This is a genomic window from Ramlibacter sp. AN1133, assembly GCF_037890035.1.
Classification (GTDB): domain Bacteria; phylum Pseudomonadota; class Gammaproteobacteria; order Burkholderiales; family Burkholderiaceae_C; genus Ramlibacter.
Genome location: NZ_JBBKTQ010000001.1, coordinates 462,494 through 485,633, shown reverse-complemented (window position 1 = coordinate 485,633; position 23,140 = coordinate 462,494). Strand labels below are relative to the sequence as shown.

General features: G+C 69.5%; 22 protein-coding genes. 16 read left to right on the top strand and 6 right to left on the bottom strand.

Annotated elements, in window-relative coordinates; translation table 11 throughout:
• From asnB to WG923_RS02195, 14 genes are all read left to right on the top strand, one after another.
• Entirely contained in the window at positions 1 to 1,905 is a 1,905-nt protein-coding gene (gene asnB / locus WG923_RS02260; protein WP_340349280.1) for an asparagine synthase (glutamine-hydrolyzing), read from the top strand.
• Between the two features lie 78 nt (positions 1,906 to 1,983).
• Positions 1,984 to 2,922 (top strand): NAD-dependent epimerase/dehydratase family protein, encoded by a 939-nt coding sequence (locus tag WG923_RS02255; RefSeq protein WP_340349279.1) that lies wholly within the window; start codon positions 1,984 to 1,986, stop codon positions 2,920 to 2,922.
• On the top strand, positions 2,919 to 3,857 hold the full coding sequence (locus WG923_RS02250; protein ID WP_340349278.1) for an NAD-dependent epimerase/dehydratase family protein: 939 nt from the start codon (positions 2,919 to 2,921) through the stop codon (positions 3,855 to 3,857). Before WG923_RS02255 ends, WG923_RS02250 begins: the two co-directional genes overlap by 4 nt.
• On the top strand, positions 3,854 to 4,945 hold the full coding sequence (locus tag WG923_RS02245) for an NAD-dependent epimerase/dehydratase family protein (protein ID WP_340349277.1): 1,092 nt from the start codon (positions 3,854 to 3,856) through the stop codon (positions 4,943 to 4,945). The genes WG923_RS02250 and WG923_RS02245 overlap by 4 nt, the downstream gene beginning before the upstream one ends.
• Positions 4,942 to 6,030, top strand: a complete 1,089-nt coding sequence (wecB, locus tag WG923_RS02240) for a non-hydrolyzing UDP-N-acetylglucosamine 2-epimerase (protein ID WP_340349276.1) — start codon at positions 4,942 to 4,944, stop codon at positions 6,028 to 6,030. The genes WG923_RS02245 and wecB overlap by 4 nt, the downstream gene beginning before the upstream one ends.
• 28 nt (positions 6,031 to 6,058) lie before the next feature.
• Complete coding sequence (locus WG923_RS02235; protein ID WP_340349275.1) at positions 6,059 to 7,348, top strand: glycosyltransferase; 1,290 nt, start codon at positions 6,059 to 6,061, stop codon at positions 7,346 to 7,348.
• Positions 7,345 to 8,583, top strand: a complete 1,239-nt coding sequence (locus WG923_RS02230) for a glycosyltransferase family 4 protein (RefSeq protein WP_340349274.1) — start codon at positions 7,345 to 7,347, stop codon at positions 8,581 to 8,583. The genes WG923_RS02235 and WG923_RS02230 overlap by 4 nt, the downstream gene beginning before the upstream one ends.
• Before the next feature lie 16 nt (positions 8,584 to 8,599).
• The gene (locus WG923_RS02225; RefSeq protein ID WP_340349273.1) at positions 8,600 to 9,724 is read left to right on the top strand and encodes a glycosyltransferase family 4 protein; all 1,125 of its coding nucleotides are present in this window, start codon (positions 8,600 to 8,602) and stop codon (positions 9,722 to 9,724) included.
• A 52-nt stretch (positions 9,725 to 9,776) separates the two neighbouring features.
• A complete protein-coding gene (gene argB / locus WG923_RS02220; RefSeq protein WP_340349272.1) occupies positions 9,777 to 10,667 on the top strand; it encodes an acetylglutamate kinase in 891 nt (296 codons plus the stop codon).
• A gap of 4 nt (positions 10,668 to 10,671) precedes the next feature.
• Positions 10,672 to 11,373: a response regulator transcription factor gene (locus WG923_RS02215; RefSeq protein WP_340349271.1), complete on the top strand. Its 702-nt coding sequence runs from the start codon at positions 10,672 to 10,674 to the stop codon at positions 11,371 to 11,373.
• Complete coding sequence (locus WG923_RS02210) at positions 11,373 to 12,800, top strand: ATP-binding protein (protein WP_340349270.1); 1,428 nt, start codon at positions 11,373 to 11,375, stop codon at positions 12,798 to 12,800. Before WG923_RS02215 ends, WG923_RS02210 begins: the two co-directional genes overlap by 1 nt.
• A gap of 100 nt (positions 12,801 to 12,900) precedes the next feature.
• Entirely contained in the window at positions 12,901 to 13,542 is a 642-nt protein-coding gene (gene slmA, locus WG923_RS02205) for a nucleoid occlusion factor SlmA (protein ID WP_340349269.1), read from the top strand.
• Positions 13,543 to 13,667: 125 nt separating this feature from the next.
• Positions 13,668 to 14,348 (top strand): ligase-associated DNA damage response endonuclease PdeM, encoded by a 681-nt coding sequence (gene pdeM / locus WG923_RS02200; protein WP_340349268.1) that lies wholly within the window; start codon positions 13,668 to 13,670, stop codon positions 14,346 to 14,348.
• A gap of 159 nt (positions 14,349 to 14,507) precedes the next feature.
• Complete coding sequence (locus tag WG923_RS02195; protein ID WP_340349267.1) at positions 14,508 to 14,879, top strand: hypothetical protein; 372 nt, start codon at positions 14,508 to 14,510, stop codon at positions 14,877 to 14,879.
• Positions 14,880 to 14,892: 13 nt separating this feature from the next.
• Here WG923_RS02195 and WG923_RS02190 read toward each other — a convergent pair whose 3' ends face one another.
• From WG923_RS02190 to WG923_RS02165, 6 genes are all read right to left on the bottom strand, one after another.
• Positions 14,893 to 15,951, bottom strand: coding sequence for a malate/lactate/ureidoglycolate dehydrogenase (locus WG923_RS02190; RefSeq protein WP_340349266.1), 1,059 nt, complete (start codon positions 15,949 to 15,951; stop codon positions 14,893 to 14,895).
• Between the two features lie 19 nt (positions 15,952 to 15,970).
• Positions 15,971 to 17,497: a UxaA family hydrolase gene (locus WG923_RS02185; protein WP_340349265.1), complete on the bottom strand. Its 1,527-nt coding sequence runs from the start codon at positions 17,495 to 17,497 to the stop codon at positions 15,971 to 15,973.
• Between the two features lie 120 nt (positions 17,498 to 17,617).
• The gene (locus WG923_RS02180) at positions 17,618 to 19,012 is read right to left on the bottom strand and encodes a TRAP transporter large permease (protein WP_340349264.1); all 1,395 of its coding nucleotides are present in this window, start codon (positions 19,010 to 19,012) and stop codon (positions 17,618 to 17,620) included.
• 13 nt (positions 19,013 to 19,025) lie between these two features.
• Entirely contained in the window at positions 19,026 to 19,577 is a 552-nt protein-coding gene (locus tag WG923_RS02175; protein ID WP_340349340.1) for a TRAP transporter small permease, read from the bottom strand.
• A gap of 98 nt (positions 19,578 to 19,675) precedes the next feature.
• Complete coding sequence (locus WG923_RS02170; RefSeq protein ID WP_340349263.1) at positions 19,676 to 20,656, bottom strand: sialic acid TRAP transporter substrate-binding protein SiaP; 981 nt, start codon at positions 20,654 to 20,656, stop codon at positions 19,676 to 19,678.
• Between the two features lie 28 nt (positions 20,657 to 20,684).
• Positions 20,685 to 21,419 carry a FadR/GntR family transcriptional regulator gene (locus WG923_RS02165; protein ID WP_340349262.1) on the bottom strand — a complete coding sequence of 245 codons (735 nt, stop codon included), beginning with the start codon at positions 21,417 to 21,419 and terminating at the stop codon, positions 20,685 to 20,687.
• Positions 21,420 to 21,636: 217 nt separating this feature from the next.
• Here WG923_RS02165 and WG923_RS02160 point away from each other — a divergent pair, with 217 nt between their 5' ends.
• Entirely contained in the window at positions 21,637 to 22,383 is a 747-nt protein-coding gene (locus WG923_RS02160) for an SDR family oxidoreductase (RefSeq protein WP_340349261.1), read from the top strand.
• Positions 22,380 to 23,126, top strand: coding sequence for an SDR family NAD(P)-dependent oxidoreductase (locus WG923_RS02155; RefSeq protein WP_340349260.1), 747 nt, complete (start codon positions 22,380 to 22,382; stop codon positions 23,124 to 23,126). The genes WG923_RS02160 and WG923_RS02155 overlap by 4 nt, the downstream gene beginning before the upstream one ends.
• Positions 23,127 to 23,140: the final 14 nt, after the last annotated feature.

Genomic DNA, 23,140 nt, shown 5'->3' with positions numbered 1-23,140 from the left:
ATGTGTGGGATTTTTGGGGTGCTCGCCGGCAGGCCGCGAGCCGAGGAGGACCTGAAGCGCGAGGTGCTGCGGGGCCTCGATCGCATCCGACACCGGGGCCCCGACGGCTCGGGCCTGTGGGTCGGGCCGACGCGTGACGTCGCCTTCGGCCACGCCCGCCTGAGCGTCATCGACCTCACGACCGGCGACCAGCCGATGTCGTGCGACGACGGCCGCTACACGATCGTCTACAACGGCGAGGTCTACAACTACCTCGAGCTGCGCGACGAGCTCGGGCGCGACAGGTTCCGCACCACCTCGGACACCGAGGTCATCCTGCGCGCCTTCATCCGCTGGGGGCCGGACTGCGTCAAGCACCTGCGCGGCATGTTCGCGTTCGCCATCTGGGACGCGCAGGAGCACCGCCTGTTCCTGGCGCGCGACCGCTTCGGCATCAAGCCGCTGTACTGGACGCTGACGCCGCAGGGCCTGTACTTCGCCTCCGAGATGAAGGCGCTGCAGCCCTTCCTGGCGCAGCCCCGGGTCAACCCCGCCGCGCTGTCCGACTACTTCTCCTTCCAGTTCTGCCTGGGCGAGAAGACGCTGCTGGACGGCGTCTGGCAGCTGCCGGCGGCGCACCACGCGATGCTGTCGCGCGGCGAGGCGCCGCAGCCGCAGCGCTACTGGGAGGTGCACTACGACATCGACTACGGGCACAGCGAGCGCTGGTTCACCGAGCGGCTGCAGGAGCTGATGGACGACTCGATCCGCCTGCACCTGCGGGCCGACGTGGAAGTCGGCAGCTACGTCAGCGGCGGCGTGGATTCCAGCCTGGTGGCGGCGCTGGCGCGCCAGGCCAACCCGGAGGCACGCTTCCAGGGCTTCAACGGCCGCTTCACCGACGGGCCCGAATTCGACGAGTCGCACTACGCCCGGGCGCTGGCGGACGAGCAGCGGATGCAACTGCACGTGACGGACATCGGCGAGAGCGACTTCGTCGAGAACATCCGCAAGGTGATCTGGCACCTGGACCAGCCGGTGGCCGGCCCCGGGTCCTTTCCGCAGTACATGGTGTCGCGCACCGTGCGCCAGCACGTCAAGGTGGTGCTGGGCGGGCAGGGCGGCGACGAGATCTTCGGCGGCTACGCCCGCTACCTGGTGGCCTACTTCGAGCAGTGCATCAAGGGCGCCATCGAGGGCACGCTGCACAACGGCAACTACGTCGTGACCTACGACTCGATCATCCCGAACCTGGAGACCCTGCGGCAGTACAAGCCGATGATCAAGGAGTTCTGGGCCGAGGGCCTGTTCGAGGAGCGCGACCGCCGCTACTGGCGCCTGGTCAATCGCGCCAACACCTTCGGCGACGCGCTGGCGCGCGGCGCCATCGACCGCGACGCCACCTTCCGCGAGTTCCAGAAGATCTTCTGGGGCGAGAACGTGGGCAAGGAGTCGTACTTCGACTCCATGACGCACTTCGACTTCAAGACGCTGCTGCCGGCGCTGCTGCAGGTGGAAGACCGCATGGCGATGGCGCACGGCGTGGAGTCGCGCGTGCCCTTCCTCGACCATCCGCTGGTCGAATTCGCGGCCTCGGTGCCGGCGGACGTGAAGTTCCGCAACGGCGAGCTCAAGCGCCTGCTCAAGCACGTGTATGCGCCGAAGCTGCCGCAGGCGATCCGCGAGCGCAAGGACAAGATGGGCTTTCCCGTGCCGCTGACCAACTGGCTGCGGCAGAAGGGCCCGGCCGTCGAATTCGTGCGCGACCTGTTCGGCAGCCGCGCCGCCAGGGAGCGGTCCTACCTGGCGCGCCCGGTGGACCTGGACAAGGTGCTTTCGGGCCAGAGCGTCTACAGCCGCAACCTCTGGGCGCTCCTGAGCCTGGAGATCTGGCACCAGGCGTTCATCGACAAGGCGACCAGCTAAAATTTGCGGTTCGCCGCGCACCGCGCGGCCTTCCACCCGGGCGCCGCGGCGCCCCCATCCCACATCCACGGAATGAACATGAACGTCCTCGTCACGGGTGGCCTCGGCCAGATCGGCTCCCACGTTTCCGAAATGCTGCTGGCCCGCGGCGACCGGGTGGTCGTGATCGACAACCTGGCCACCGGCCAGCGCCACCACCTGGCGGACCATGCGAACCTGACGGTCGTGATCGACACGATCGCGAACAAGGACAAGGTGCGCGAGCTGTGCCGCGACCACAAGTTCGACGCCATCGTGCACACGGCGGCCTCGTACAAGGACCCCAACGACTGGTACAACGACACGCTGACCAACTGCGTGGGCGGCAGCAACCTGATCCAGGCCGCGCAGGAATTCGGCATCAAGCGCTTCGTCTACTTCCAGACCGCGCTGTGCTACGGCGTCAAGCCGCTGCAGCAGCCGATCCGGCTGGACCACCCGAAATCCCCGGCCAACAGCAGCTACGCGATCTCCAAGACCGTCTGCGAGGATTACCTGGAGATCTCGGGCGTCGACTACGTGTCCTTCCGCCTGGCCAACGTGATCGGCCCGCGCAACGTCAGTGGCCCGCTGCCGATCTTCTTCCAGCGCCTGTCGGAGGGCAAGAAGTGCTTCGTGACGAAGGCGCGCCGCGACTTCGTGTTCAACCAGGACCTCGCGCGCGCCGTGCTCAAGGCCGTGGACGGCACCGGCAAGGGCGCCTACCACTTCTCCTCGGGCAAGGACGTGGCGATCAAGGAGCTGTACGACGCGGTCGTGGCCGCGATGGAACTGCCCTCGTATCCCGAGCCGGAAGTGCGCGAGCTCGGCCCCGACGACGCGGCCAGCATCCTGCTGGACCCCTCGCGTACCTTCCAGGACTTCGGCAAGCCCGACTTCACCCCGCTGGCCGAAATCGCGCGCCAGTCGGTGGCCTACTTCCGCAAGCACGGCGCCTCCGGCGGCTTCACCCACCTGAAGCACGAGGAGAAGAAGTGACGCGCATCCTGGTCACCGGCGGCGCCGGCTGCCTGGGTTCGAACCTGATCGAGCACTGGCTGCCGCAGGGCCACCGGATCCTGGTCCTGGACAACTTCGCCACGGGCAAGCGCGAGGTCGTGCCGCCCACGCCGGGCCTGGAAGTCCGCGAAGGGCATGTGGCGGACGCCGGTTTCGTGGAGAAAGCTTTTGCCGATTTCCAGCCGGAACTGGTGATCCACTCCGCCGCCTCGTACAAGGACCCCAACGACTGGCAGGAAGACGCGCGCACGAACGTGCTTGGCAGCATCGAGGTGGTCAAGGCCGCCGAGCGCCACGGCGCCAAACGCCTGGTCAACTTCCAGACGGTGCTGAGCTACGGCAGGCCGGACGTGTCGCCGATCCCGGTGACGCAGCCGGCCGCGCCCTTCACCAGCTACGGCATCTCCAAGACGGCGGGCGAGCAGTACGTGCTGCAGTCGAAGGTGCCGGCGGTGTCGCTGCGGCTGGCCAACGTCACGGGCCCACGCCTGGCGATCGGGCCGATCCCGACCTTCTACAAGCGCCTGAAGGCGGGCCAGAAGTGCTTCTGCTCCGACACCGCTCGCGACTTCCTCGACATGTCCGACTTCCTCGCCATGATGGACCTGGCGATCGCGCCCGGCGGCGCCACCGGCGCCTTCAACGTCGCCTCGGGCGAAGCGCACTTCATCAAGGAAATCTTCGAGCTGGTGGCGCAGCACCTGGGCGTCGACGCGGGCGACGTGCCGGTGGTGCCGCCGGCGGCCGACGACGTGCCGGTGGTGGCGCTCGACGCCTCCGAGACCACCAGGCGCTTCGGCTGGCAGGCCAGGGTCGGCTTCCACGACACCATTCGCCGCCAGCTTGCGTGGTACGACCGCCATGGCGTGAGCGACATCTACAGCCACCTGAGCAGCCCGAAGCCCGCAGCATGACCCCCACCTTCCAGAACGCCACCATCGCGGTCGTCGGCGGCGCCGGCTTCGTCGGCAGCAACCTCGTCAGGCTGCTCCTGGCGGAAGGGCCGCGGCGCATCGTCGTGATCGACAACCTGCTGTCCTCCGACGTCGCCAACGTGCCGGCCGATCCGCGCGTGCATTTCTGCTTCGCCTCGATCACCAGCGACCAGGGGCTGGCCGCCATCCCCGCGGACGTGGACTACGTGTTCCACCTGTCGTGTTACCACGGCAACCAGTCCTCGATCGCCGACCCCTTCGCCGACCACGAGAACAACACCTTCACCTCGCTGCGCCTGTTCGACCACCTGAAGGACTTCCAGGGCCTGAAGAAGGTCGTGTACGCGGCGGCGGCCTGCGCGGTGGCGGAGAAGACCTTCGACCAGCCCACGGCTACCACCGAGGAGCAGCCGGTCTCGCTGGTGCACGACAGCCCGTATTCGATCTCGAAATTGATCGGCGAGCTGTACGGCAACTACTACCACCTGCGCTACCAGTTGCCGCTGGTGAAGGCGCGCTTTTCCAACGTGTTCGGTCCGGGTGAGATCCTGGGCGCGGGACGCTGGCGCGGCACCGTGCACACGGTCTGGCGCAACGTCACGCCGACTTTCATCTGGAAGGCGCTGCACCGCGAGGCCCTGCCGCTGGACAACGGCGGCAACGCCAGCCGCGACTTCATCTTCGTCGAGGACATGGCGCGCGGCCTGATGGCCTGCGCCCTGCGTGGCGAGGCGGGCGGCGTCTACAACCTGGCCACCGGCCGCGAGACCACCATCCTCGAGCTGGCGAACTGGATCAACGAATTCACCGCCAACCCCACGGCGCCGGACCTCAAGCCGGCGCGCGACTGGGACCGCTCGGGCAAGCGCTTCGCCTCCACCGAGAAGTCGAAGCGCGAGCTCGGCTTCGAGGCGCAGGTGGAGGTGCGCGACGGCCTGCGCCGCACGGTGGAGTGGACGCGCGCCAACCGCGAGCTGATCGCCCGCACCATGGCCGGCCACGCCAAGCAGATGGACCAGGCCGGCTCGCCCCTGCGCGCCGAGTACCGCCCCGCGCTGGCCGGATGAAGGTCCTGACCGTCGTCGGGGCCCGGCCCCAGTTCGTCAAGGCCGCCACGGTGTCGCGCGCCTTCGCGGCGCTGCGGCCGGCGGTGGACGAGGTGATCGTGCACACCGGCCAGCACTTCGACCAGAACATGTCCGCCGTGTTCTTCGAGGAAATGCGCATCCCGCAGCCGCAGTACCAGCTCGAACTCGGCGGCCTCGGCCACGGCGCGATGACCGGCCGCATGATCGAGAGCATCGAGGAGATCCTGCAGAAGGAAAAGCCGGACTGGGTGCTGGTATACGGCGACACCAATTCGACCATGGCCGGCGCGCTGGCGGCGGTGAAGCTGCACGTCCCCGTCGCCCACGTCGAGGCGGGCCTGCGCTCCTTCAACCGGGCGATGCCGGAGGAGATCAACCGCGTGGTGTCCGACCACGTCGCCACGCTGCTGTTCGCGCCCACCGAAGTGGCGGTGCGCAACCTCGCCAGCGAAGGCATCGCCGGCGCCAGGGTGGTGCGCAGCGGCGACGTGATGTACGACGCCGCGCTGTTCTACAGCGCCATGGGCAGCGGCCAGGCCGTGGCCGCGCTCGGGCTGCGGCCGCGCGAGTACTTCCTGGCCACCATCCACCGGCAGGAGAACGTCGACGACCCGCGGCGGCTGGAAACCATCGTCCAGGCGCTGGCGCGCTGCGCCCGCGAGCTGCCCGTGCTGCTGCCCGTCCACCCGCGCACCCGCAAGATGCTGGCCCACAGCGGCCTCGACCGCCTCCTGCAGGACGAGCGCCTGCGGCTGGTCGATCCCGTGGGCTACCTCGACATGGTGCAACTGGAGAAGGACGCCCGCGTGATCCTCACCGACTCGGGCGGCGTGCAGAAGGAGGCCTACTTCTTCGGCGTGCCCTGCGTGACGATCCGCGACGAAACCGAGTGGGTGGAGCTGGTGGAGTGCGGCGCCAACCGCTTGGCCCCCCCGGGCGCGGTGCAGACCATCGTCGACGCGGCGCTGGCGGCCATGGCCGCGCGGCACCAGCCGGTGCAGGGCCTGTACGGCGAAGGCCTTTCCGCGGACGCGATCGCCCGCGCGCTCGCGGCGGCCGCCTAGCCGCCACGCCATGCCGGGGCCGCACGCGATGGACGAGGTGCAAGCGAGGGCCGGCATCCTCGACAGCCCCGGCGCGCCGCTGCTCGCCGCCGCGCGCCCGCGCGCCGGGCGCGTCGTGATGTTCACCGCCGACCGCCAGATCGACCGCCGCACCCTGCTGGAAGCCGACAGCCTGGAGGCCGCCGGCTGGCAGGTCACCATCATCGCGCTGCCGCACGACGACCCGGCGGCGGCCGACGACCGCCGCGTCGTGCGGCTCGGCGGCGCCCTGCCGGTCGCCCGGCGCGAAGGTGGCGTGCTGCGCCTGTATCGCCTGGTGCGCCGCCTCTTGCCGATGGGCAGCCGGCCGATGCGCGCGCTCAAAGCGTTCGCTTGGCGCTACCTGATCTCGCAGGAAGAGTTCTACGAGCACCTGTACGCTCCCGCGATCGCGGCGTACCCCGCCGAGGTCTTCGTGGCGCAGGACCTACCGATGCTGCCGGTCGCCTTGCGCGCCGCGCGCGTGCACGGGGGCAAGGTGGTGTACGACAGCCACGAGCTGTTCGCCGAGCAGGAGTTCTCCGCGCGCGAGAAGAAGGTCTGGCGCGCGATCGAGGGCCGCCTTGTCGGCCAGTGCGATGCAGTCGTCACTGTCAATCCCTCGATCGCGCGGGAGCTTGAGCAACGCTATGCGCTGCCACGGGTGCACGTGATTCACAACGCCGAGCGGGCGCGTCCTGACGCGCCGCGCACGCGCCGCTTCCACGAGGCACTGGGGCTCTCCGACCAAGCGCTGGTGCTGCTCATGCAGGGCGGGCTTTCCGCCGGTCGGCACCTGGAGGAACTGGTAGCAGCCATGGCGCAGGTACGCCATCCGCGCGTGCACCTGGTGCTCCTGGGTGACGGCACACTTGGCGAGCGCCTGCGCCAGCAGGTCGTGGCCCGCGGTCTATCCGCGCGCGTGCACCTGATGCCGGCCGTGCCGCAGCGCGAGTTGCTCGTCTGGACCGAGGCCGCCGACGCCGGCGTGATCCCCTACCAAGCCACCTGCCTGAACAATTACTATTGCACGCCGAACAAACTGTTCGAGTTCATTGCGGCGGGCATTCCTGTGCTGGCCTCAGACCTGCCTGAGATCCGCCGCTTCGTCGCCGGGCATGGCATCGGCCAGGTGTCGGATCTCGGCGACGTGGGCGCTATCGCAAGGGCGATCGACCGATTCTTCGCCGATGCGGCCCGCCTGGATGGCTGGCGCGAGTCCGCCGCCCGCGCGCGCACCGAGGTGAACTGGGACGTGGAGGGACGCAAGGTGGTGGAACTGTTCGAGGTCCTGCGGTGAAGATCCTGGTCGTCTATCCCTACTTCGTCGACAAGAGCGCGGCCGGGCACTCGCTGATGTACGACACGCTGCAGACGCTGGTCCGCATGGGCCACGACGTGACGGTGGTCAGCGGCGAGACCGGCTACATGGAAGCGCGCGCGAACCTGGCGACCCGCCGGCCGTGGTGGCGCCGCCTGCTGTACACGGAATGGATCGGCGGCATCCGCGTGTATCGCACCCTCAGCTACACGGGCCACCAGAAGAGCTTCATCGGCCGCGTGATGAGCTACCTGTACCTGTGCCTGATGAGCCCGCTGGCGGTCATGGTCGCGGCGCGGCCGGATGTCGTGCTGCTGTCGCCGCCGCCGCTGTACCCGATCTTCACGTCCTTCCTGGCCTGCCTGCTGCGCCGCCTGCCGGTGATGGTGGAAGTGCGCGACCTGTGGCCCGATTCGCTGGTGCAGATGGGCGTGATGCGCAACCCCTTCATCATCCGCGGCACGGCCTGGATGGAACGCTGCATCTATGACCGCTCGAGTGCGATCGTGGCGCTCACGCAGGGCATCGCCGACAACATCGTGCGCCGTGGCTGGCGCCCCGAGAAAGTGCACGAGCTGCCGTGCGCGGTGGACCCCGACCACTTCGTGGCCGACGGGGCGCACCGCGAGCAGCTGCGCGTCGCCCACGGCTGGACGGACAAGTTCGTGCTGCTGTACTTCGGCGCGCTGGGCGAGGCCAACAACCTGGGCGTGATCGTGCGCGCCGCGCAGCGGCTGGCGCACCGTCCCGAGTTCCGCTTCGTGCTGGTGGGCGACGGCTTCCGCCGCGCCTGGCTCGAGCAGGAAGTGCGGGAGCGCGAGCTCACCAACGTGGAGGTGCTCCCCCCGGTGCCCAAGGCACAGGCGGCGGGCTTCCTCGCGGCCGCGGACGCCTGCGTGGTCACGCTGCAGGACCTGCCGGTGTTCGCCGGCGCGATCCCGACCAAGTTGATCGAGTACATGGCGGGCGCGCGGCCCGTCCTGTGCGGCGTGCGGGGCGAAGCCCGCCGGATCGTCGAGAGCGCCGGCGGCGGCTACTGCTTCGAGCCCGACGACGACGAGGAACTGGTGCGGCACATGGAGCGGCTGCGCCAGGACCCCGCCGCCGCGCAGCAACTGGGAGCCGGCGCCCGTCGCTACGTGCAGGCCCATTTCGACATCACGCGCCGCAGCTCGCGCATCGCGAGCCTGCTGCAGCAGGCAGCGCAGGGCTGAGGGGCCGGTTCGCACGATGGCATCGCTGCTGCTCATTTGCACCGTCACCTCCTTCCTCGCCTGCGCCGTGTTCGTGCGGTGGGGCCAGGAGAGCGCGCGCCAATACGGTACCGCGATGCCCCAGCGGTTCCACGTGGGCGAAGTTCCACGCCTGGGCGGCGCCGCGATGTTCATCGCATGCACGGCCGGCTGGGGCTGGATGGCGCAGGCACCGTCCCTCGGCCTGGAGCTCAACATCCCGTTCAGCGCCGAACAGGCCGCGATCTGGGGTATCGTGGCCCTCGCGGGGGCGGCATCCGGCGTGGTGGAGGATGTCACGCATCGCCTGCCACCGCGCATGCGCTTCGTGAGCACCGCCCTGGCCGCGCTGCTGGCGACGGTGCTGTTCGGGCTGATGGTGCCCCGCATCGGCATTGCGAGCCTCGAGGGCCTGTGGCAGCAGATGCCGTGGCTGCAGGTCGGCGTCGCGATCCTGGTCATGGCCGGCCTGCCGCACGCCTTCAACCTGATCGACGGCTACAACGGCCTGGCCGGCACCGTGGCCCTGATCTGCTGCGCCGCGCTGGTGCACGTCTCGCTGCAACTGGGCGACCGGCAACTCGCGGCGACCCTGATCGTGCTGGCAGGGGCGACCTTCGGCTTCCTGCTCCTGAACTACCCCCACGGCCTGATCTTCGCCGGCGACGGCGGCGCCTACCTGTGGGGACTGGTGCTGGGGATCTGCGGCATCCAGATCGTGCAGCGGCACGCCGAGGTCTCCCCCTGGTTCCCCATCCTCCTGCTGATCTACCCCATCTGGGAAACGCTCTTTTCCATCTACCGCAAGGTGGTGCGCGGCCAGTCGCCCAGCCTGGCGGACGCGCTGCACTTCCACCAGCTGATCTACCGCCGCATCGTGCGCCAGGTGTTCCACGACGACGCCTCGCGGCGCGTGCTGATGCGCAACAACCGCACCTCGCCCTACCTGTGGGGCTTCGCGCTGATGACGGTGGTCCCGGCCGTCCTCTTCTGGCGCAGCACGCCGGCGCTCATGGCGTTCACGGTGCTGTTCATCGTGAGCTACCTGTGGGCCTACCACAGCATCGTGCGCTTCCGCATGCAGCGCTGGCTGCGCCGCATCCGCTCGCTCTACCCCCGCTGAGCGCCCACCGGGCCGCATCGGGCAAAATCAGGGGATACCGAGCCGCCCGCCCATGACCGACGTCCCCAACATCGCCCCGCGTGACAAGGCCGAGATCCTCGCCCAGGCGCTGCCCTACATCCGCAGGTTCCATGGCAAGACCATGGTGATCAAGTACGGCGGCAACGCCATGACCGACCCCGAACTGCAGGCGGACTTCGCCGAGGACGTGGTGCTGCTCAAGCTCGTGGGCATCAACCCCGTGGTGGTGCACGGCGGCGGGCCGCAGATCGAGCAGGCCCTCAACCGCCTGGGCAAGAAGGGCGAGTTCATCCAGGGCATGCGCGTGACCGACGCCGAGACCATGGAAGTGGTCGAATGGGTGCTGGCCGGCGAGGTGCAGCAGGACATCGTGGGCTTCATCCACAAGGCCGGCGGCCAGGCCGTGGGCCTGACGGGCCGCGACGGCGGGATGATCCGCGCCAAGAAGCTCAAGATGCTCGACACCAGGGATCCCAGCATCGAGCACGATGTCGGCCAGGTCGGCGACATCGTGGAGATCAATCCCGGCGTGGTGAAGGCGCTGCTGGAAGACAACTTCATTCCCGTCATCAGCCCGATCGGCTTCGGCGACGAGAACGAGAGCTACAACATCAACGCCGACGTGGTGGCGAGCAAGCTGGCGCAGACGCTGCAGGCCGAGAAGCTGGTGCTGCTGACGAACACGCCGGGCGTCCTGGACAAGGCAGGCCGGCTGCTGACGGACCTGACCGCCAAGGAGATCGACGGCCTGTTCGCCGACGGCACCATCTCCGGCGGGATGCTGCCGAAGATCAGCGGTGCGCTGGAAGCGGCGCGTTCGGGCGTGAACGCGGTCCACATCATCGACGGGCGCGTGCCGCACGCGATGCTGCTCGAGATCCTGACCGACCAGGCCTACGGCACGATGATCCGGTCCCACTAGACGCATGCGCCTCCTTCTCGTCGAGGACGATGTGATGGTTGCCAGCGGCATCAAGCTGGGGCTGAGCAACGCCGGCTACGCGGTCGACTGGGTCGGCAGCGGCGAGCGGGCCGAGGAGGTGCTGCGCAGCGAGGTGTTCGACGCCGCGATCATCGACATCGGCCTGCCGAACATGGACGGTCTGGAGCTCACGCGCCGCCTGCGCCGCCCCGAGATGGCCAGCCAGCACACGCCGGTGCTGATCCTCACCGCGCGCGACGCGCTGCACGATCGCGTGCAGGGCCTCGACCTCGGTGCGGACGATTACATGATCAAGCCCTTCGAGCTGCCCGAACTGCTGGCGCGCCTGCGCGCGCTGCTGCGCAGGTCGCAGGCGGCGACGTCCGCGGTGCTGACCTTCGGGCCGATCGAGCTGGACACGGCCAACCGGCGCGCCAGCGCCCAGCGCAACGGCCAGTCGGTGCCGATCGAGCTCGGCCCGCGCGAATGGACGGTGATGGAGTACCTCCTGATCAACGCGCCCAAGCCGGCCAGCAAGGAAAAGCTGCTGCAGGCCCTGACGGGCTGGGACAAGGAGATCACGCCCAACGCGGTGGAGGTCTACATCTCGCGCCTGCGCTCCAAGCTGGAGCCCTACGGCGTGGCGCTGCGCTCGATCCGCGGCTTCGGCTACCGGCTGGAACTGCGTCCCGCGGACGCCGCCTGATGCCCCACTTCGTGCCCCGGGCCGGCCGGCGCCTGCGCGCCAGCGCGGTGCTGGGCGTGACGACGGGGCTGCAGCGCCGCCTGCTGGTGATGCTGATCGTGCCGCTGGTGCTGCTCGCGGCGCTGAACGCATGGTTCGAATACCGCTCGGCCGGCAACGTGGCCCTGCAGCAGGATCACCGCCTGCAGGCCCTGGTGCCGCTGGTGGCCGACTCGATCGTCGGCGACGCCGGCGGCCGCCCGCTGCTGATGCTGGCCCCGCCGGTGCAGGAGTTCCTCAAGGACGATCCGACCGCGGCCGCCTACGCGCTGATCGACGTCGACGGCAAGGTGCTGCACGGCGAGTCCTGGCTGGCCGACGAACTGCCCCCGGCCGACGCCGAGCCGCAGTTCCACAGCGAGGAGCACGGCGGCGTCACCTGGCGCATCGTGCGCCAGCGCCAGCAGACCATCTTCGGCGAAGTGGTGGTGGCGGTGGGCGACGGCACCGACGCGCGCCAGCAATGGGCGCGCTCGATCCTGTTCAAGGTGCTGCTGCCGAACCTGATCCTGATCGCGGCGGCCGCCTTCGCGGTGGGCTGGGCGGTGGAGCGCGCGCTGCGCCCGCTGCGCGCGCTCAAGGAGGCGGTGGAGCGCCGCTCGCCGCGCGACCTGAGCGCCATCGACGAGTCGGCCTCGCCCGAGGAGGTGCGCCCGCTGGTGGATTCCCTCAACCGGCTGTTCGGGCTGGTCAACGCGCAGGCGGAAGGCCAGCGCCGCTTCGTCGCCGACGCGGCCCACCAGCTGCGCACGCCGCTGGCCGGCCTGCAGGCGCAGGTGGAAGCATGGGCGCAGGCCGCGAGCGCGAGCCCGCAACAGGGCACGCTGAGCCTGCCCACCGAGCAGGTCTACAAGCTGCGCAGCGCGACGCGCCGCACCTCGCAGCTCGCCAACCAGCTGCTGGCGCTGTCGCGGGCCGACGCGCGCGGCATGCATTCGCAGCCGCAGCAGCGGGTGGACTTGAAGACCCTGTGCGAGGACGCGCTGGAGCAGCAGCTCGATGCGGCCACCACGCGCGGCATCGACCTCGGCCTCGATGCGGCGCCGGTGCGCGTCATGGGGCACGACTGGCTGCTGCGCGAGCTGCTGGCCAACCTCGTGGACAACGCGGTGAAGTACAGCCACGACGGCGGCTGCGTCACGATCCGCTGCGGGCGCCGCGGCAGCGAGGCCTTCCTGGAAGTGGAGGACGACGGCCCCGGCGTCTCCGCGGCGGAGCGGCCCCGCATCCTCGAGCGCTTCTACCGGGTGCAGGGCACGCAGGGCGAGGGCAACGGGCTCGGCCTGGCGATCGCCGAGGAGATCGCCCGGGTGCACCACAGCCACCTCCAGTTGGCCCCGGGAGCCGGCGGCCGTGGTTTGAAAGTCACACTCCCCCTACCGGGGTAAGCACCTACTCGGCTCTGATGCGGGCTTTCCGGCGGCTGGGTTGGGAAAAACCCACGGTTGGGTATGCGAGAATGGTTTGAACCGCTGACCTCCCGTCCTTATGTCCCACGCCGAGCTCGACTCCCCCGATCCCACACCCGGCGCCGAGGCGTCCGTGGCACCGGCCGTGGTGCGCAAGCGGCCGAAGCCGGGCGAGCGGCGCGTGCAGATCCTGCAGGCGCTCGCCACGATGCTGGAGCAGCCGGGTGCGGAGCGCATCACCACCGCGGCCCTCGCGGCGCGGCTGGAGGTGAGCGAAGCGGCGCTGTATCGCCACTTCGCCAGCAAGGCGCAGATGTTCGAGGGGCTGATCGAGTTCATCGAGCAGAGCGTGTTCACGCTGATCAACCAGATCACCGAGCGCGAGCCCGCGGGCCCGTCCCAGGCGGGGCGCATCGTCGCGATGCTGATCCAGTTCGCCGAGAAGAACCCGGGCATGACCCGCGTGATGGTGGGCGATGCGCTGGTGTTCGAGAACGAGCGCCTGCAGCGGCGCATGAACCAGTTCTTCGACAAGGTGGAAGCCTCGTTGAAGCAGTGCCTGCGCAGCACGGGCGAGGCCAGCGCGCCGACCGTGGATGCGGCCGTGCGCGCGTCGGTGCTCACGGCCTTCATCGTGGGGCGGCTGCAACGCTTTGCGCGCTCCGGTTTCAAGCGGGCGCCTTCGGAGCACCTGGACGCGTCGCTGGCGCGGATGCTGTAAGACGCCGGCAGGCCGTGTAGGCTGGTGGTGAGCGCCGAAAGGCCGAACCCCAGCGCTTTGCCGCATCGCTGGGGTTCCGGCGCTTCGCGCGTCACCACCAGCCTGCGATTCACCACCGTCCTACCGTGTTGAAGATCCGCCTCGCCGGCCAGGATGCGCTGCTGCATCCCGGCGGCGCCCTCTACCTCCCCGCCGAAGCGACCCTGCTGGTGGCGGACGCCCACTTCGGCAAGGCGGTGAGCTTCCGCAAGCTCGGCATCCCCGTGCCGCGCGGCACCACCAGCGAGAACGTCGCGCGGCTCGATGCCGCCCTCGCCGAGACAGGGGCGCGGCGCCTCGTCTTCCTCGGCGACTTCCTGCATTCGGCGCGCTCGCATGCGCAGGGCACGCTCGCGGTGCTGCACGCATGGCGCGCACGCCATCCCGGCCTGGCCGTGACGCTGGTGCGCGGCAACCACGACGACCGCGCGGGCGACCCGCCGGCCAGCCTCGGCTTCGAGGTCGTGGACGAGCCGCTGCGGCTCGGGCCCTTCGCGCTGTGCCACCATCCGCGCCCGGTCGCCGGCGCCTACGTGCTGGCGGGGCACTGGCACCCGTGCGTCAGCGTGGGCGGCCGGGCCTTCGAGCGCCTGCGGCTGCCGTGCTTCTGGCTCGGCGACGAGAGCGTGCCTGCGCGCGCGGTCGGCATCCTGCCCGCGTTCGGCAGCTTCACGGGCATGCACCGCATCGAGCCGCGCCCGGGGGACCGCATCTTCCCGATCGCCGGGGACGTGGTGCGCGCCCTGCCGATCGTGCCTGTGCAGTAAGCGCAAGCACTGCAGCACGGGCGGCCATTTCCTCGCGCGCCGTCGGCCGCGTCGGTGCGCCGCCGACATGGAGCGTCGGTGTGCGCTGGCGAGCCGGCCCGCGGCCGCGCCATCCAATAGCTGGCACATCCCTCGCGTAACCGTTCAAGGAGTCCCCCGATGAAGAAGCAATCCCTGGTTCTTGCCCTCGCCGCCGTCGCGTGCGCGTCCGCCTTCGCCGAAGGCGGCATGGTCTCGTCGTCCACCGGCACCAGCGTCAGCTCGGGCACCGGCGTGATCGTGGGCCAGGGCGCCCCGAGCACCAGCGTGACCGTGCTGCCGTCGTCCAGCGTCGCCGTGAGCACGGTTCCGGGCAACCGCATGCTGCCGGGCGCCGCGCAGGTGCAGGCCAGCCAGACCACGGTGCTGGGCGGCCCCGCCGCCGGCGGCATCAGCGGCAGCCAGACGGTCGTGACCAACTACTGGGTCAACGTGCCGGCGGGCGTGGAGCACCGCGCCGACTTCCAGCGCTGGCAGCACCTGAAGCCCTGAGCGGCAGGCCCCTTTAGCTGATCGCGGCGCCGACCTTGGCGCCCGCGGCGAGGATCTCCGACCAGGTCTGGTCGTCCAGCGCGATGCCTTCCACTTCGCGCTGGCGCCGGGCCTTGCGTTCGGGGTCGCCGGCCAGCATCACGCCGTCCGAGCCCGCCCCCGGCGGGCTTTGCTTCACCCACTCCACGAAGGCCAGCGCTTCCTGCGCGAACGACTCCTGCGTGCCCAGCTTGCGCGGGTCGACCAGGATCGTGAACATCCCGTTGATCACGGCGCGTTGGTTGTCCGCCGGCCGATGCCAGGTGCCCCCGCCGGTCAAGGCGCCGCCCAGCAACTCGCACGCGACGGCCATGCCGTAGCCCTTGTGCTCGCCGAACGCGAGCAGGGCCCCGAACATGCCCCCCGGCTGCGGCACGACCACCACCCCCGGATTCGTCGTCGGCTGGCCCTTCTCGTCGATCAGGTAGCCCGGCTCGACCTGCCGCCCCTCGTTGTGGGCGACGCGCATCTTGCCTTGCGCGACGCGGCTGGTGGCGAAATCCAGCAGGAAGGGCGGCTGCCCCGGCAGCGGGATGCCGACGCAGAAGGGATTGGTGCCGTAGCGGCCGTCGCCGCCGCCCCAGGGCGCGACCACCGGGCGCGACTGCACGTTCACGAAGTGGATGGAGACCAGCCCGCGCGCCACGGCCATCTCGGCGAAGTGGCCGATGCGTCCCAGGTGGTGCGCGTTCGCCAGCGCCATCACGCAGCTGCCGGCTTCCTGGGCGCGCGTCATCGCCAGCGCCATCGCCTGTTCGCCCACGACCTGCCCGTAGCCCCGCTGCCCGTCCAGCGCCAGCAGGCAGCCGCCATCGAACTTGATCGCGATCGACCCGTTGGGCTTCAGCCCGCCTTCGAGCACCGCCTCGACATAGCGCGGCAGCATGCCCACGCCATGCGAGTCGTGGCCGCTCAGGTTGGCCAGCACCAGGTTGTCGGCGACCGTGCGGGCTTCCTCGGGAGAGCTGCCGGCCTTGAGCAGCACGGAGCCCACGATGGCGCGCAGTTGCGCCGCGGAATGCTTCCTCGTCATCGTTGTCGTTTCCTCTGTCCTACATCACGGCGCCGACCTGCCAGGGCACGAACTCGTTCTGCCCGTAGCCGTGCTGCTCGCTCTTGCTGCGCTCGCCGGAGGCGGTGGCCAGCACCAGGCGGAAGATGCGCTCGCCCATCTCCTGGATCGAGGCCTGGCCGTCGATGATCTCGCCGCAGTTGATGTCCATGTCCTCTTCCTGCCGCTGCCAGAGCGCGGTGTTGGTCGCGATCTTCAGCGAGGGCGAGGGCGCGCAGCCGTAGGCGGAGCCGCGGCCGGTGGTGAAGCAGATCATGTTGGCGCCGCCGGCCACCTGGCCCGTCGCGCTCACGGGGTCGTAGCCGGGCGTGTCCATGTAGACGAAGCCGTGCGCGTCCACGGGCTCGGCGTATTCGTACACCGCCTGCAGGTTGGTGGTGCCGCCCTTGGCGACGGCGCCGAGCGACTTCTCCAGGATGGTCGTCAGGCCACCCGCCTTGTTGCCGGGCGACGGGTTGTTGTTCATCTCGCCGTCGTTCGCCTTCGTGTAGTGCTCCCACCAGCGGATGCGCTCGACCAGCTTTTCGCCCACCTCGCGCCGCACGGCGCGCCGCGTCAGCAGGTGCTCGGCGCCGTAGATCTCCGGCGTCTCCGACAGGATCGCCGTGCCGCCGTGCGCCACCAGCAGGTCCACCGCCGCGCCCAGCGCGGGGTTGGCGCTGATGCCGGAATAGCCGTCGGAGCCGCCGCACTGCAGGCCGATGGTGATGTGCGCCGCGCTGCAGGGCTCGCGCCTGACGCGGTTCGCCGCCGGGAGCATGTCCTTGACCAGCGCGATGCCCTTGTCGACCGTCTTGCGCGTGCCGCCGGTGTCCTGGATGTTGAACACCTGCAGCGTCTCGCCCTCGCGCAGGCTGCTGTGGGCGAGCCAGGCGTTGATCTGGTTGGCTTCGCAGCCGAGGCCCACCACGATCACCGCCGCGAAATTGGCATGCGTCGCGTAGCCGGCCAGCGTGCGCTCCAGGATGCGGATGCCCAGGCCCTCGCTCGCCATGCCGCAGCCGGTGCCGTGCGTCAGCGCCACGACGCCGTCCACGTTCGGGTAGGCCTCGAGCGCCTGGGGGTTGGTCTGGCGCGAGAAGTGGTCGGCGATCGCGCGGGCGGCGGTGGCCGAGCAGTTCACGCTGGAGAGCACGCCGATGTAGTTGCGCGTGGCGACGCGGCCGTCGGCGCGCTGGATGCCCATGAAGGTGGCCTCGCGCCTTGCCGGCTGCGGCTTCACGTCCGTGCCGAAGGCGTAGTCGCGTTCGAACGCGCCTGCCTCGGGCCCCATCCAGAGGTTGTGCACGTGCACGTGCTCGCCGGCGGCGATCGGCCTGCTCGCGAAGCCGATCACCTGGTTGTAGCGGCGCACCGGCTCGCCGGCGGCGATGTCCCGCGTGGCGATCTTGTGGCCCGGCGGGATGAGCCCGCGCGCGGTGACCTTTTCGATCGACGTGCCGCCCACGAGCTGGGTGCGCGCGATGAGGACGTCGTCCTGGGGGTGGAGGCGGATGAAGGGGGTCATGGGAGTGCGATGTAGCCGGGGTTCCTGCGCTTCGCGCGTCACCGCCAGCCTACGAGGGCGTGCCGGATCGGCTGTGCGTAGGCTGGTGGTGGAGCGAAGCGAAACCCCAGCGCTTTCATGTCAATAGAACATCTTCGGCAGCCACATCACCGCCTTCGGCACATAGGTGATGAACACCAGCGACGCCAGCAGCGGCACCAGCCACGGCAGGATCGCCATCGTCGTGCGTTCCACCGACAGCTTGGCCACCCGTGCCAGCACGAACAGCACCATGCCCATGGGCGGATGCAGCAGCCCGATCATCAGGTTCAGCACCATCACCAGCCCGAAGTGGACCAGGTCGATCCCGAGCTGCTGGCAGATCGGCACCAGGATCGGCACCAGGATCGTGATGGCCGCGGTCGGCTCCAGGAAGCAGCCGACGAACAGCATCAGCAGGTTCGCCAGCAGCAGGAACACCCAGGGCTCCTTGGTGAAGGCCAGCACCCAGGAGGAGATCGCGGCGGTGACGCCGGTGGCCGTGAGCATCCAGCCGAAGATGCTCGCCGCCGCCACGATGAACAGCACCGTGGAGGTCGTCTCCACCGTGTCGAGGCAGACCTTGACGAACATCTTCCAGGACAGCGTGCGGTACCACGCGAAGCCCAGCACCATCGCCCACAGGCAGGCCGCGATCGCGCCTTCGGTGGGCGTGAACACGCCGGTGGTCATGCCGCCGATCAGCAGCACGGGCGTCATGATCGGCAGCACCGCCTGGAAGCGGAAGATGCGGTCGGCGACGAACAGCAGGATCCCGCAAAGCAGCACGGTGAGCTGCGGCTGCAGGCCGGCCCTGACGACCAGCAGCCACACCGCCAGCGGCCAGCCGATGACGATGGCCGTCTCCATGATGGCCTTGAGCACCCGGGGCCACTCGAACCTGATGTCGCCGCCCCAGCCGTTCTTGTGGGCGAAGTACGCCACGGTGAGCATCATCGCGATGGCCATCAGCGCGCCCGGGAGGATGCCTGCCAGGAACAGCGCGCCCACGCTCACGTTGGCCATCATCCCGTAGATCACGAACGGCAGGCTCGGCGGGATGATCGGGCCGAGCGTGGCGGAGGCGGCGGTGACGCCGACGGCGAACTCGGTCTCGTAGCCATGGTCCTTCATGGCCTTGATCTCGATCGTGCCCAGGCCGGCCGCATCGGCGATGGCGGTGCCGCTCATGCCGGCGAACACCACCGAGCCCACCACGTTCACGTGCCCCAGGCCGCCCTTCAACCAGCCGACCAGCGCCAGGGCGTAGTTGTAGATGCGGTTGGTGATGCCGGCGTTGTTCATCAGGTTGCCGGCGAGGATGAAGAAGGGCACCGCGAGCAGCGGGAAGCTGTCGATGCCGCTGACCATCCGGTGGATCACCACGAACGGCGGCAGGTTGCCCGTCGCCAGGATGTACAGCAGCGAGGAGCCGGCCATGGCCACGGCCACGGGCAGGCCGCCGGCCATCAGGACCAGGAACAGGATCTTGAGCATGGGGCGCGCTTGCCTAGTTGTCGTTGATGTCGGACTCGGGGCGTTCCAGCACCGAGTAGCCGCGTTTCCAGTGCCGGCGCGTGACCACCACCGCGCGGAACGTCATGAGCGCGAAGCCGAGCAGGCACACGGCGTAGACGTAGTTCATGGGCAGGTCGATCAGCGTCATGCGCGAATTGCTGCCCAGCTTTTCCATCATCATCCCCGTCAGCACCACGGCGGCGGCGAAGAAGCCGATGCGCAGCACGTCCACCGCCGTGGCCAGGGTGCGCGCCATGCGGTGCGGCATGAAGCGGTAGAAGAAGTCCACCTGGATGTGGTTGTTCTTCGCCACGCCGATGGTGGCGCCGATGAAGACCACGGCGATCAGCAGGTAGCGCGCGATCTCCTCCGTCCAGGAGGCGGAGTCGTTCAGCACGTAGCGGGTGAAGAACTGGTAGAAGACCACCAGCCCCAGCGTCCAGAAGATGCCCAGGGCGAGCCAGGCCTCGGGGGTCGTCCCCGAGAGATCGACCGCCTCGTCCTGCGCATGGAACTCGCCGTCGTCCCCGAGGACGTGCGGCATCTCGTCGATGATCGAACGTTCGGCGACGGCGGTGGCGGCCGGGGCGTGCGGGACCAGGCCCGCACCGCCCGCGGCCTCGTCGGTGCGGGCGGCGTGCATCACTTCAGGTTGACGATGCGGTCGTAGTCCTTCTTGTCCAGCTGCATGGATTCGAAGGTGATCGCCTTCAGCACGTGCTGGCGGAAGTCGTCGCGGTTGACGGCGACGACGTTGATGCCCTTCTTCTTGAACTCGTCGACCAGTTCGCCCTCGCGCTTCTGGATGTCGCGGGTGGCGCGCTCGGCGGCCTCCTGCTGCACGTCGACCAGGATCTTCTGCTCCGCCGGGGTCAGCCTGGCCATCAGGCTGCCGGAGTTGATCGTCAGCAGCGCGTCGGCGATGTGGCCGGTCAGGATGATGTTCTTCTGCACCTCGTAGAACTTCTTGGCCTCGATGGTGGGCAGCGGGTTCTCCTGCGCATCGACGGTGCCGTTCTGCAGCGCGAGGTACACCTCGGCGAAGGCGATCGGCGTCGGGTTGGCGCCGCAGGCGCGCGGCAGCGCGGTATAGGCCGGCGCGTCGGGCACGCGCATCTTCAGGCCCTTCATCTGCTCGCAGGTGGTGAACAGCTTGTTGCTGGTGGCGTGGCGCGCGCCGTAGTACGTCAGCGCCGTGATGGTGTTGCCGCCGCTGGCCTTCTTGTAGCCCTCGGCGAGCTCCCTGAAGACGTCGCTCTTCGAATACTTGATGACGTGGTCGGCGTCGCGGAAGGTGAACGGGTAGTAGCTCACGGCCAGGCGCGGGAAGGAGCGCGCGGCGAAGGAGGCGCCGGTGATGATGATGTCCACCGTGCCCAGTTGCAGGCCCTGGTTGATGTCGCTTTCCTTGCCGAGGCTGGAAGCGGGGAACACCTGGATCTCGTACTTGCCGTTGGTGCGCTTCTTGAACTCCTCGCCGGCCCAGACGGACCACTTGTGGTACGGCTCGGAGGTCTCGTACACGTGGGCCCACTTCAGCTTGGTCTGCGCGAAGGCGGGGCCGGCGACGGCGGCGGCGAGCGCGCAGGCGGCGATCAGTTTCACGGTGAGTCGTTGGCTCATGGAGTCTCCTTGGACGGATTGCTGGGCTTCAGGAATGGTTGGCACGCCGCCAGCTCGCGCTGTAGCGGCTGGTGGATTTCTTCAGGTGCTGCTGCATGGCCGCGCGGGCCGCGGCCGCGTCGCGGGAGCGGATCGCCTCGAGCACGGCGTCGTGTTCGACCAGCGCCGCGCTCCAGGAGGCGGGGTTCTCGAAGTGGTCGCCCAGGCGCAGGAACAGCGGCCCGTGGCGCGCGCTCCAGTAGTTGCGCACCGTGTCGGCGAGCACTTCGTTGCCGCAGGCCTCGGCCACGGCGGTGTGGAAGGCCTCGTCGCCGGAACGCGGCTCGACGCCGGCCTGCGCTTCCTCGCGCATCCGGGCGAGGGCGTCGGCGATCTGCGCGAGCTGCGGCTTGCGGGCGTGGCGGGCGGCCAGCGCCGCCACTTCGGCCTCGACGAGTTCGCGGGCCTGCATCAGTTGCAGCGGACCCCACTCGACGCTGTCGGCCGCGCCGCCGCGCGCCGCCTTCCTTGCGACCGTGCTGTTGCGATGCCCGGGCGGCTGCACGTAGATGCCCGAGCCGGTGCGCACTTCGACCCAGCCCTCGACTTCGAGGGCGATGAGCGCCTCGCGCACCGAGGGGCGGCTCACCCCGAGCTGGCGCGCGAGGTCGCGTTCCGCCGGCAGCCGCGTGCCCGCCGCGAATTCGCCCTGCGTGATCAGGCCGCGCAGCTGTTCCGCGATCTGGCGGTACAGGCGGCTGGATTCGACGGTCTGCAGGGGCATGGAGAATGCGGGGGGCGGCTGGCGCGGGTTGCTACGGATTGGCCAAGTGGTCAGGCCAGTTACTATCCGGCCCGGGAGCGCGGCCCGCATCGGGGTGTTCCCGTAGGCTGGCGGCGGCGCGCCACCGAAACCGTAGCTGGCGGTGGCGCGCAGCGAAACCGTAGGCTGGCGGTGGCGCGCAGCGAAACCCCAGCGATTCCCGCAAGGAGAACAACGCATGCGACTCCAAGGCAAGACCGCCCTCGTCACCGCCGCCGGCCAGGGCATCGGCCGCGCCAGCGCCATCGCCCTCGCGGCCGAAGGCGCCCAGGTGTGGGCCACCGACGTCAACCCGAAGCTGTTGGACAGCTACGAAGGCGTGCCGGGCATCCGCTGCGTGCAGCTCGACGTGCTGGACAAGCCGGGCCTGGCGCGCGTGATCGGCTCCATGCCGGCGCTGGACGTCCTGTTCAACTGCGCGGGCTTCGTGCACAGCGGCACCGTGCTGCAGGCCACCGACGAGGAATGGAACTTCGCGCTGAACCTGAACGTGCGCGCGCAGTTCTGGGCCATCCAGGCCGCGCTGCCGCGCATGCTGCTCAACGCGGGCGGCGCCGGCAAGGGCAGCATCATCAACATGGCCAGCGTGTGCAGCAGCATCAAGGGGCTGCCGAACCGCTTCATCTACGGCACCACCAAGGCTGCCGTGATCGGCCTGACCAAGAGCGTGGCCGCCGACTACGTGGCCCACGGGATCCGCTGCAACGCGATCTGCCCCGGCACCGTCGACACGCCTTCGCTGCACGACCGCATCAACGCCAACGCCGACCCGGTGGAGGCGCGCAAGGCCTTCATCGCCCGCCAGCCCATGGGGCGGCTCGCGACGGCCCAGGAGATCGCGCCGCTGGTGGTCTTCCTCGCCAGCGACGAAGCGGCCTTCGTCACCGGCCAGGCCTATTCCGTGGACGGAGGGATCACGATATGAACCAGCTCGATTTCCGCGACCGCCACGCGGTGGTCACCGGCGGCGCGACGGGGCTGGGCTTCGCGATCGCGCAGCGCCTGGTGGCCTCCGGCGGCCGGGTCACGATCTGGGACCGCGACGAGCAGGCCGCGGCGCGCGCCGCGCGCGAACTGGGCCCCGCCCACGGGCATGTCCGCGTGAACGTGGCGAACGAGGTGTCGGTGCGCACGGCGGTCCAGGCCACGCTGGCGCGCGAGCCGCGCATCGACGCACTGGTCAACAGCGCGGGCATCACGGGCCCCAACACCAAGGTGTGGGATTACCCCGTCGACGCCTGGCGCGAGGTGATCGACGTCAACCTCACCGGCCTGTTCCTGTGCTGCCGCGAGGTGGTGCCGGCGATGCGTTCCGCCGGCTGGGGCCGCATCGTCAACATCGCTTCCGTCGCCGGCAAGGACGGCAACCCGAACGCCAGCGCGTACAGCGCCAGCAAGGCGGCGGTGATCGCGCTGACCAAGTCGCTGGGCAAGGAGCTCGCCGACACGGCCATCCGCGTCAACTGCGTGACGCCGGCGGCGGTGAAGACGGCGATCTTCGACCAGATGACACCCGAGCACATCCAGTTCATGCTCTCCAAGATCCCGATGGGGCGCTTCGGCACGCCGGAAGAGATCGCAGCGCTGGTGGGCTGGCTGTGCACGGAGGATTGCTCCTTTTCCACCGGCGCGGTGTTCGACCTCTCCGGCGGCCGCTCCACTTACTGACAACGACCGAGGAA

What these genes read in the sequence shown, in the direction of transcription:
- asnB (WP_340349280.1), top strand. Translation starts at nt 1, where the DNA reads ATGTGTGGGATTTTTGGGGTGCTCGCCGGCAGGCCGCGAGCCGAGGAG.
- WG923_RS02255 (WP_340349279.1), top strand. Translation starts at nt 1,984, where the DNA reads ATGAACGTCCTCGTCACGGGTGGCCTCGGCCAGATCGGCTCCCACGTT.
- WG923_RS02245 (WP_340349277.1), top strand. Translation starts at nt 3,854, where the DNA reads ATGACCCCCACCTTCCAGAACGCCACCATCGCGGTCGTCGGCGGCGCC.
- wecB (WP_340349276.1), top strand. Translation starts at nt 4,942, where the DNA reads ATGAAGGTCCTGACCGTCGTCGGGGCCCGGCCCCAGTTCGTCAAGGCC.
- WG923_RS02235 (WP_340349275.1), top strand. Translation starts at nt 6,059, where the DNA reads ATGGACGAGGTGCAAGCGAGGGCCGGCATCCTCGACAGCCCCGGCGCG.
- WG923_RS02225 (WP_340349273.1), top strand. Translation starts at nt 8,600, where the DNA reads ATGGCATCGCTGCTGCTCATTTGCACCGTCACCTCCTTCCTCGCCTGC.
- argB (WP_340349272.1), top strand. Translation starts at nt 9,777, where the DNA reads ATGACCGACGTCCCCAACATCGCCCCGCGTGACAAGGCCGAGATCCTC.
- WG923_RS02215 (WP_340349271.1), top strand. Translation starts at nt 10,672, where the DNA reads ATGCGCCTCCTTCTCGTCGAGGACGATGTGATGGTTGCCAGCGGCATC.
- WG923_RS02210 (WP_340349270.1), top strand. Translation starts at nt 11,373, where the DNA reads ATGCCCCACTTCGTGCCCCGGGCCGGCCGGCGCCTGCGCGCCAGCGCG.
- slmA (WP_340349269.1), top strand. Translation starts at nt 12,901, where the DNA reads ATGTCCCACGCCGAGCTCGACTCCCCCGATCCCACACCCGGCGCCGAG.
- WG923_RS02195 (WP_340349267.1), top strand. Translation starts at nt 14,508, where the DNA reads ATGAAGAAGCAATCCCTGGTTCTTGCCCTCGCCGCCGTCGCGTGCGCG.
- WG923_RS02190 (WP_340349266.1), bottom strand. Translation starts at nt 15,951, where the DNA reads ATGACGAGGAAGCATTCCGCGGCGCAACTGCGCGCCATCGTGGGCTCC.
- WG923_RS02185 (WP_340349265.1), bottom strand. Translation starts at nt 17,497, where the DNA reads ATGACCCCCTTCATCCGCCTCCACCCCCAGGACGACGTCCTCATCGCG.
- WG923_RS02180 (WP_340349264.1), bottom strand. Translation starts at nt 19,012, where the DNA reads ATGCTCAAGATCCTGTTCCTGGTCCTGATGGCCGGCGGCCTGCCCGTG.
- WG923_RS02175 (WP_340349340.1), bottom strand. Translation starts at nt 19,577, where the DNA reads ATGCCGCACGTCCTCGGGGACGACGGCGAGTTCCATGCGCAGGACGAG.
- WG923_RS02170 (WP_340349263.1), bottom strand. Translation starts at nt 20,656, where the DNA reads ATGAGCCAACGACTCACCGTGAAACTGATCGCCGCCTGCGCGCTCGCC.
- WG923_RS02165 (WP_340349262.1), bottom strand. Translation starts at nt 21,419, where the DNA reads ATGCCCCTGCAGACCGTCGAATCCAGCCGCCTGTACCGCCAGATCGCG.
- WG923_RS02160 (WP_340349261.1), top strand. Translation starts at nt 21,637, where the DNA reads ATGCGACTCCAAGGCAAGACCGCCCTCGTCACCGCCGCCGGCCAGGGC.
- WG923_RS02155 (WP_340349260.1), top strand. Translation starts at nt 22,380, where the DNA reads ATGAACCAGCTCGATTTCCGCGACCGCCACGCGGTGGTCACCGGCGGC.